Source organism: Isoptericola sp. NPDC055881, assembly GCF_053615895.1.
The window spans coordinates 1-8806 of record NZ_JBSHCR010000111.1; the positions used below are offsets into that span (position 1 = coordinate 1).

General features: G+C 71.9%; 5 protein-coding genes. 4 read left to right on the plus strand and 1 reads right to left on the minus strand.

The window, feature by feature from the left end:
• Nucleotides 1–235: 235 nt before the first annotated feature.
• The 3 genes from mfd (at nt 236) to ACWGKI_RS20015 (ending at nt 6483) form a co-directional block, all read left to right on the plus strand.
• On the plus strand, nt 236–3850 hold the full coding sequence (gene mfd / locus ACWGKI_RS20005) for a transcription-repair coupling factor (protein WP_452189374.1): 3615 nt from the start codon (nt 236–238) through the stop codon (nt 3848–3850).
• 215 nt (nt 3851–4065) lie between these two features.
• Nucleotides 4066–4734, plus strand: coding sequence for a hypothetical protein (locus tag ACWGKI_RS20010; RefSeq protein ID WP_452189376.1), 669 nt, complete (start codon nt 4066–4068; stop codon nt 4732–4734).
• 330 nt (nt 4735–5064) lie between these two features.
• Nucleotides 5065–6483: a hypothetical protein gene (locus ACWGKI_RS20015; protein ID WP_452189378.1), complete on the plus strand. Its 1419-nt coding sequence runs from the start codon at nt 5065–5067 to the stop codon at nt 6481–6483.
• A 93-nt stretch (nt 6484–6576) separates the two neighbouring features.
• On the opposite strand, the gene ACWGKI_RS20020 is transcribed toward ACWGKI_RS20015, so the two are convergent.
• Nucleotides 6577–7305, minus strand: coding sequence for a hypothetical protein (locus tag ACWGKI_RS20020; RefSeq protein ID WP_452189379.1), 729 nt, complete (start codon nt 7303–7305; stop codon nt 6577–6579).
• 176 nt (nt 7306–7481) lie between these two features.
• On the opposite strand from ACWGKI_RS20020, the gene eno reads away from it, so the two are divergent.
• Complete coding sequence (gene eno / locus ACWGKI_RS20025) at nt 7482–8765, plus strand: phosphopyruvate hydratase (RefSeq protein WP_380241536.1); 1284 nt, start codon at nt 7482–7484, stop codon at nt 8763–8765.
• The last annotated feature ends 41 nt before the right edge of the window (nt 8766–8806 follow it).

The window sequence follows — 8806 nt, forward strand, 5'->3', positions numbered from 1 at the left end:
TGTTCACGTTCTGAGCGCTCAGAACGTGAACAACCACCTGTTCGGCGTCATGGGAGGGCGACGTCGGAGGCGCGGCGTAGTCTGGTTCGGCACGCCCGGCACCCCGCCGGTCGCACGGTTCACCGGCCATGGCCCGTGAACCCCGTGCGTCCCGGGGAGAGCTGGGCCTGTCGTCGTGCCCGCACGAGCTCCGACCCAGAGCGCCCCGACCGCGTCGCAGACCCGAAGGACCCGCATGAACCTCACCGGCATCGTCCCCGCCCTCCTCGCCGACCCCGGTGCTGCCGCCGCGCTGGAGCACGTGCCGGCCGGGGGCTTCGCCGACGTCGTGGGACCGGTGGGCGTGCGTGCGCCGCTGCTCGCGGCGGCGGCCGAGGTGCGCCCGCTGGTGGTCGTGACGGCCACGGGGCGCGAGGCCGACGAGCTCGCCGCCTCCGTGCGCGCCTACCTGCCCGACGAGCGCGCCGACGACGTCGCGGTCCTGCCCGCCTGGGAGACGCTCCCGCACGAGCGCCTCTCGCCCCGGGCGGACACGGTCGCCAAGCGGCTGGCGGTGTTCCGCCGCCTGGCGCACCCGGCGCCCGATCGGGGCCAGACGGGGCCGATCCGCCTGCTCGTCATGCCCGCCCGCGCCCTCCTCCAGCCCGTGGTCGAGGGGCTGGGCGAGCTGGAGCCCGTCGAGCTGCACATCGGCGACACCGCCGACCTCACGGACGTGTCCGACCGTCTTGTCGGCGCGGCGTACAGCCGCGTCGACATGGTGGAGCGGCGCGGCGAGTTCGCCGTGCGCGGCGGCATCCTCGACGTGTTCCCGCCCACCGAGGACCACCCGCTGCGCCTCGAGTTCTGGGGCGACGAGGTGACGGAGATCCGGTGGTTCGCCGTCGCCGACCAGCGGTCGCTGGAGATCGCCGAGCAGGGACTGTGGGCGCCGCCGTGCCGCGAGATCCTGCTCACCGACGCCGTGCGGCAGCGCGCCGCGGCGCTGGTGGAGCGCCTGCCGGGCGCGATCGAGATGCTCGACCGGCTCGCGGCGGGCGTCGCGGTCGAGGGCATGGAGTCCCTCGCGCCGGTGCTCGTGGAGCGCATGGTGCCGGTGCTGGACCTCGTGCCCGACGACGCGCTGCTGGTCATCGACGAGCCCGAGCGGGTCCGCCGTCGTGCGCACGACCTCGTCGCCACGACCGAGGAGTTCCTCGCCGCCGCGTGGACGGGCGCCGTCGCGGGCGGTGCCGCCCCGATCGACCTGTCCGCGGCGTCGTTCGAGACCTTCACCGAGGTGCGCGACGTCGCCGCCCGCCGCGGCCTGGGCTGGTGGACGCTGTCCTCGTTCGCGCTCGACGCCCCCACGGAGGGCGACGACGAGGCGGCGGTCGCGCCGACGTCGGAGGTGGACGGCGTCACGACGTTCACCGTGGGCGCGCGCGACGTCGAGTCGTACCGCGGCGACCTGCAGCGCGCGCTGGACGACGTGCAGACGCTGCAGCGCGCGGGCTGGCGCCTGCTGCTGACCACGGAGGGGCACGGCCCGGCCAAGCGCATGGTCGAGCAGCTCTCCGCGGTGGACACGGCGGCCCGGCTCGTCTCCGCCCTGGGGGAGGAGCCGGAGGGTGGCGTCGTGCTCGTCGCGCCCGCGCTGGTCGGCAAGGGGTTCGTCGCGCCCGAGCTGCGGCTCGCGGTCTTCAGCGAGTCGGACCTCACGGGCCGTCAGGGGTCGACGACGCGCGACATGCGCAAGATGCCGAGCCGGCGCCGCAACGTCGTCGACCCGCTGCAGCTGCGCGGCGGCGACTTCGTGGTCCACGAGCAGCACGGCGTGGGCCGGTTCGTGGAGATGGTGCAGCGCTCGCTCGGGGCGGGGGCGAACGCGGCGACGCGCGAGTACCTCGTCATCGAGTACGCGTCGTCCAAGCGCGGCCAGCCGGGCGACCGGCTCTTCGTCCCGACGGACCAGCTCGACCAGGTCACGAAGTACACCGGCGGGGAGGCGCCGTCGCTGTCGAAGATGGGCGGCGCGGACTGGAAGAACACGAAGGCGCGCGCCCGCAAGCACGTCAAGGAGATCGCCGGCGAGCTCATCCGGCTGTACTCGGCGCGCATGGCCACGCAGGGGCACGCCTTCGGCCCGGACACGCCGTGGCAGCGCGAGCTCGAGGACGCGTTCGCGTACGTCGAGACCCCCGACCAGCTCGTCACGATCGACGAGGTCAAGGCCGACATGGAGAAGTCCGTGCCGATGGACCGGCTGATCTGCGGCGACGTCGGCTACGGCAAGACGGAGATCGCGATCCGTGCCGCGTTCAAGGCGGTGCAGGACGGCAAGCAGGTCGCCGTCCTCGTGCCCACGACGCTGCTGGTGCAGCAGCACTTCGACACGTTCTCCGAGCGGTACGCGGGCTTCCCGGTGACCGTGCGCGCGCTGTCGCGGTTCCAGTCCGACAAGGAGTCGGCGGAGACGGTCGAGGAGCTCGCGAAGGGCACCGTGGACATCGTCATCGGCACCCACCGCCTGCTCACCGGGTCGGTGCGGTTCAAGGACCTCGGTCTGGTCATCGTGGACGAGGAGCAGCGGTTCGGCGTCGAGCACAAGGAGACCCTCAAGCAGCTGCGCACCAACGTGGACGTGCTGGCGATGTCCGCGACGCCGATCCCGCGCACGCTGGAGATGGCCGTCACCGGCATCCGTGAGATGTCGACGCTCGCCACGCCGCCCGAGGAGCGCCACCCTGTCCTCACCTACGTGGGCGCGTACGAGGAGAAGCAGATCGCCGCCGCCCTGCGTCGCGAGCTGCTGCGCGAGGGCCAGGTCTTCTACGTGCACAACAAGGTGGAGACGATCCAGCGGACGGCGTCGCGCCTGGCGGAGCTCGTGCCCGAGGCCCGGATCGGCGTGGCCCACGGCAAGATGAGCGAGCACCAGCTGGACCAGGTGATCCGCGCCTTCTGGGAGAAGGAGCTGGACGTGCTGGTCTGCACCACGATCATCGAGACCGGCCTGGACATCTCCAACGCCAACACCCTGATCCTGGAGCGCGCGGACATGCTGGGCCTGTCCCAGCTGCACCAGCTGCGCGGCCGGGTGGGCCGCGGTCGCGAGCGCGCGTACGCGTACTTCCTGTACCCGCCGGAGCGGCCGCTCACCGACACGGCGCACGACCGCCTGTCCACGATGGCGGCGCACACCGACCTCGGCGCCGGCATGCAGATCGCGATGAAGGACCTCGAGATCCGCGGCGCGGGCAACCTGCTGGGCGGTGAGCAGTCGGGGCACATCGCGGGCGTCGGCTTCGACCTGTACGTGCGCATGGTGGGCGAGGCCGTGGCCGCGTTCCGCGGCGAGCGCGAGGAGGAGCAGCCCGAGGTCACCATCGAGCTGCCCGTGGACGCGCACCTGCCCGAGTCGTACATCGCCACCGAGCGGCTGCGCCTCGAGGCGTACAAGAAGATCGCCGCCGCGCAGGACGCCCCCGCGCTGGCGGAGGTGCGCGCCGAGCTCGTGGACCGCTACGGCACGCTGCCCGACGTCGCCTCCGCCCTGTTCGACGTCGCGGACTTCCGCAACCACGTCCGCCGCGCAGGCATCGCCGACGTCACCGCGCAGGGCAAGTTCGTCCGGTTCGCGCCGGTGGACCTGCCCGAGTCGGCACAGCTGCGCCTCAAGCGGCTGTACCCGGGCACGATCCTCAAGCCGGCCATCCGGGCGGTCCTCGTGCCCTTCCCGACGACGGCGCGCATCGGCGGTCGCCCTCTGCGCGGCGCCGAGGTGCTCGCCTGGGCGCGTCAGCTCATCGACGCGGTCGTCCTCGGGGACGTGTCCGCCGCCGCGGGTGTCGGGACTTCGTCACGCTGACCCCGGCCTCACACCCGGAGCATCCCGACACCGCCCGTGGCGTCTGGCACCGATGATCGTCGCCCAGCCGGACGGCAGGATGGGTGGAGTGTTGGCCCGTTCTGCCCTTACCAGAAGATTCGGCGCTGCGAGCCTTCGATGCGGCTTCTGCACGATCGCGAAGTGACTGTTCTCGGTAGGGCACGCTGTCTTCACATCGTTCAAAGGAGAACCTCGTGAAGACAACTACCTACGCCAGGTTGGTGGTCACCAGCTTCGTGTCTGCCGCTCTGGTGGGAACCGGCGCTGTGGCCGCGCCCGCCGCCGTCGAGACCTCGCCGGGTTCCCAAGACGTCGTGAGCCAGGAGAGCATCGAAGACCAGATGGCGCAGTACCTCCGGGTCTGGCAGGACGCACACCCGGGCGAAGCGATTCCAGCCGGTGCGACCGATTTCAGCGTGACACCGAGTGACGACGGTTACGGGATCGACCTGCCCGACAGGGTGAAGGTTCAACTCGTCGAAGACCTGACCTCTTCAGGCTTTGACCACGAGTCTGTCGTTGAAGATGGTGAGGTCGTCACGACCTACCATGTCGCGCAGGGTGTGGAGATCGCAACTACCCAGCCGCTGGTCGCGCCCAGGATCTCGGGAGGCAAGGATCGCCATGGCGTTTATGTGAACCTCTCGCCGGTGGAGCAGGACCTCATCCTCTCGGGGGGCGGGTTTGCGCTCGGCGTCGGGATCTGCGCCATCCCGGTCGTGGGATGGGGTCTGTGCACCTCGGTGGGCGCCGTGATCACGGTCGCCACCGTCTTCCTCTCCAACCACAAGAGGTGCTCCGGAAGCACGCCCAAGGCGCGGATCTATCCCTTCAACAGCGCCTGGAATGCCTGTGTCCGCTGACCGTCGGGCACGGCTGCTCAGGCTCGCACTCGGGTTCGAGCTCGTCGCGCTCGCCACGTTCGTGATCCTCGCCGACTCGAGTGAGGGGGTCGTGAAGACGGTGCTCTACGTGGCCGCCGGCCTGTGCGTCCTCGCCGGCGCTCTCACATCGAAGAAGCTTGCTTCATTTCAAGCGTCCCGCCGAGATTGAACCGGCATCGGCTGGAATCTGGTCGCCGCGTACGTAGTTCGTCGGGCAGCCTGTTTCAGCAGGTAGGAATGGTCGCGCGTCCCTAGCATGAGCCGGGACGGCCCCGGCGGGGCTACCAGGCGGCGACGACGGAGGACGCGATGAGCGGCACGACCGACGGCGGGGGCGGCACCGCGCTGCCCGAGGACGCAGCGGCCCGGCTGGCGCGGCTGGAGCAGGAGAACGCCGAGCTGCGCGCGCGGCTGGCGTCCGCAGGTCAGCCGGTCCTCGTCGCCGCGGTGCCACCCGCACCGCCCCGGGAGCGACACCGCGGCCGGGCCGCAGCGGCCGTCGTGCTCGTCGTGCTCGGCGCGCTGCTCGCGCCCGTCGCGGTCATCGCCGCGTGGGGAGAGCGCACCCTCACGGACACCGACCGGTACGTCGCGACCGTGGGGCCGCTCGCCTCCGACCCCACGATCCAGTCCGCCGTCGCCGGCCGCCTCACCGACGTGGTGATGGAGCAGATCGACGTGGACGCCATCCTCGGCACCGTCGTCGACGGCCTCGAGCAGCAAGGTGTCGGCCCGCGCGCGACGGACGCCCTCGGCCAGCTCGGCGGCCCGCTGACCAGCGGCGTCGAGTCCTTCGTGCGGCGCGCCGCCGACAACGTGGTGAGCAGCAGCGCGTTCGAGGACGCGTGGGTGCAGGCCAACCGGGTCGCGCACGAGCAGCTCGTCGCGACGATGCAGGGCCAGGGCGGCGAGCTCCTGCAGATCGGGCAGGACGGCCAGCTCACCATCCAGCTCTCCGGCATGATCGACCTGCTCAAGCAGCGCCTCGTGGACCGAGGGCTCGGCATCGCCGCCCGGATCCCGGAGGTGAACGCCACCTTCACCGTGATGCAGACCTCGCAGCTGGTGCAGGTGCAGAACCGGTACGCGCAGCTCGTGGCGCTGGGCACGTGGCTGCCCTGGATCTCGCTCGGCCTGCTCGCCGCAGGCGTGCTCGTCGCCCGGCACAAGGCCCGCACCCTGGTGGTGGCCGGGCTGGCGCTCGCGGCGGGGATGGTGCTGCTCGCCGTCGGGCTCGCCATCGCGCGGGGGATCTACCTCGACGCGTTGCAGGACGTGGTGCTGCGCCTCGACGCGGCGGAGGTGCTGTTCGACCAGGTGGTGTCGTTCCTGCGGGTCACGCTCCGCACGGTCGGCGTGCTCGGCCTCGTGGTGGCGCTCGTCGCGTACCTGGGCGGGGGCAGCGCGTCCGCGCGCTCGCTGCGCGCGGGCGCGGGACGGGGGTTCTCGCGGCTGCGGGACTACGGCGAGGGCCGCGGCGTGACGACCGGTCCCGTCGGCAACTGGCTGGGCCGCTACCGCACGCTCGTGCGCGTGGCGATCATCGCCGTCGCCGCGCTGGTGCTGCTGCTCGCCGGCAGCCCCACGCCGGGGCTCGTCATCGGCACCGCGCTGGTGGCCGGGGTGCTCATCGCGGTGCTGGAGGTCGTGGCGCGGCCCCCCCGTCCGGACGACGACGCCGCGCTCGCGGCGCCGAGCAGCCCGGACGCGGTGCAGCCCAGCCACTGAGCGGCGCTCAGGCCGCCTCGGTGACCCTGCCGCCGGCGATGCGCAGGCGAAGTGCGCCGACGGCCCGGCGCGCCCGGGGGCGCGGACGGAGCGTCAGGGGCCGGCGGGTGCCTCGCCGCCGTCGCCGCCCGTGCGGTCGTCGCCGGCTCCGGCGCCGCGACCGAGCTGTCCCGCGATGCGCTGCTCGAGCGCGTCGGTGGCCGCGTCCGGCAGCGCGATGATGCCTTCGAGCTCCTTGGTGGCCCGGCGGTACGCCGACTGCCGCTCGGCCTGCGTGGCCCCTTCGTCGTCGGCCAGGGCCAGCAGCTTCTTCGCCCGGTCGAGCGCCTGGCGCTCCGCGGGGGAGAAGTCCGACGCGCGACGACGGCGCGCCTCGCGCTCGGCGACGTCGAACCGCACCTGCATCTCGCGCACGGCGTCGCGGTACCGGTCGAGGCGGCGCGGGTCGCGCAGCAGGTCGAGGTCGTCGGGGCGCAGGTCCTCCGCCTCGCGCCGGGCGCGGTGGAAGTCGACGGTCACCTGCTCGCGCATGTCCGACATCAGCGGGTACTCGAGCGTCTTGACGGCGTCGAGCTCGTACTCGAGCCAGCGCCGCTGCGTCTCGTCATGGGCGGCCAGGGTGCGCTCGATCTCGCTGGTCAGGGCCTGCTCCTCGGCCTGCGCCTCCTGGGCGTGCGCGTGCTTGAGCCGGTACATCTCGAGCTTGTCGCGGCGGCGGCGCTCGTCCCACACCTGGGCGCCACGCACCCAGCCGCCGACGACGCCGCTCAGCGGGAAGACCAACCACCAGTAGGAACCGAGGAAGTCCCAGAAGCCGTCCACGGTGCCCACGCTAGCGTCGCGGCGTGCCCGGTCCGTGGTCGTGGGCGCCACCCGCGGGGTGCCGGTCTAGGCTGGGGGCGTCAACCCAGCACCGTCGCGGGCGTCAGCGGCCCCGGGCACCTCCGCCTGGGCCTTGCCGCGCGGTCGCCCGCGAGCCCCGTCTGAAGGAGCAGCCCGTGGCAAGCATCGAAGCCGTTGGAGCACGCGAGATCCTCGACTCGCGCGGCAACCCCACCGTCGAGGTGGAGATCGCGCTGGACGACGGCACGTTCGCCCGCGCGGCGGTCCCGTCGGGCGCCTCGACCGGTGCCTTCGAGGCCGTCGAGCGTCGTGACGGCGACAAGGGCCGCTACCTGGGCAAGGGCGTCGAGGGCGCGGTCAACGCCGTCATCGACGACATCGCCCCCGAGCTCATCGGCTACGACGCCGAGGAGCAGCGCATCATCGACCAGACCCTCATCGAGCTGGACGGCACGCCGAACAAGGGCAAGCTGGGCGCCAACGCGATCCTCGGCGTCTCGCTCGCCGTCGCGAAGGCCGCCGCCAAGTCGGCCGGTCTGGACCTGTTCCGCTACATCGGCGGCCCCAACGCGCACGTGCTGCCCGTGCCGATGATGAACATCCTCAACGGTGGGTCCCACGCGGACTCGACCGTCGACTTCCAGGAGTTCATGATCGCCCCGATCGGGGCGAGCACGTTCAAGGAGGCCCTCCGCTCGGGCACCGAGGTCTACCACGCCCTCAAGGGCGTGCTGAAGTCCAAGGGCTTCTCCACGGGCCTCGGCGACGAGGGCGGCTTCGCCCCCGACCTGCCCTCGAACGGTGCGGCCCTGGACCTCATCCTCGAGGCGATCGAGAAGGCCGGCTTCACGGCGGGCACCGACATCGCCATCGCGATGGATGTCGCCGCCACCGAGTTCTTCAAGGACGGCGCGTACCACTTCAAGAACGGTGAGACGCACTCGACCGAGGACATGATCAAGCTCTACGAGAGCATGGTCGCCAACTACCCGATCGTCTCGATCGAGGACCCGCTGTCCGAGGACGAGTGGGGCGCCTGGACGCAGTTCGTCTCCGAGGTCGGCGACAAGGTGCAGGTCGTCGGCGACGACCTGTTCGTCACCAACCCCGAGCGTCTCGCCCGCGGCATCGCGGAGAAGTCCGCCAACTCGCTGCTGGTCAAGCTCAACCAGATCGGCACGCTCACCGAGACGCTCGACGCCGTGACGCTCGCGCAGCGCAACGGCTTCACCACGATGACCTCGCACCGCTCCGGCGAGACCGAGGACACCACGATCGCGGACCTGTCCGTGGCCACCAACGCCGGCCAGATCAAGACCGGCGCCCCGGCCCGCGGCGAGCGCATCAACAAGTACAACCAGCTCCTGCGCATCGAGGAGGCCCTGGACGACGCCGGCCGTTACGCCGGCCGTTCCGCCTTCCCGCGCTTCCAGGGCTGACACCCGGAAGTACTTCGACGGCCGGTCGCCCCCGCGGGGGC

Bases quoted from the DNA above. Each gene is read 5' to 3' on its own strand.
- mfd (WP_452189374.1), top strand. From the start codon at position 236: ATGAACCTCACCGGCATCGTCCCCGCCCTCCTCGCCGACCCCGGTGCT.
- ACWGKI_RS20015 (WP_452189378.1), top strand. From the start codon at position 5,065: ATGAGCGGCACGACCGACGGCGGGGGCGGCACCGCGCTGCCCGAGGAC.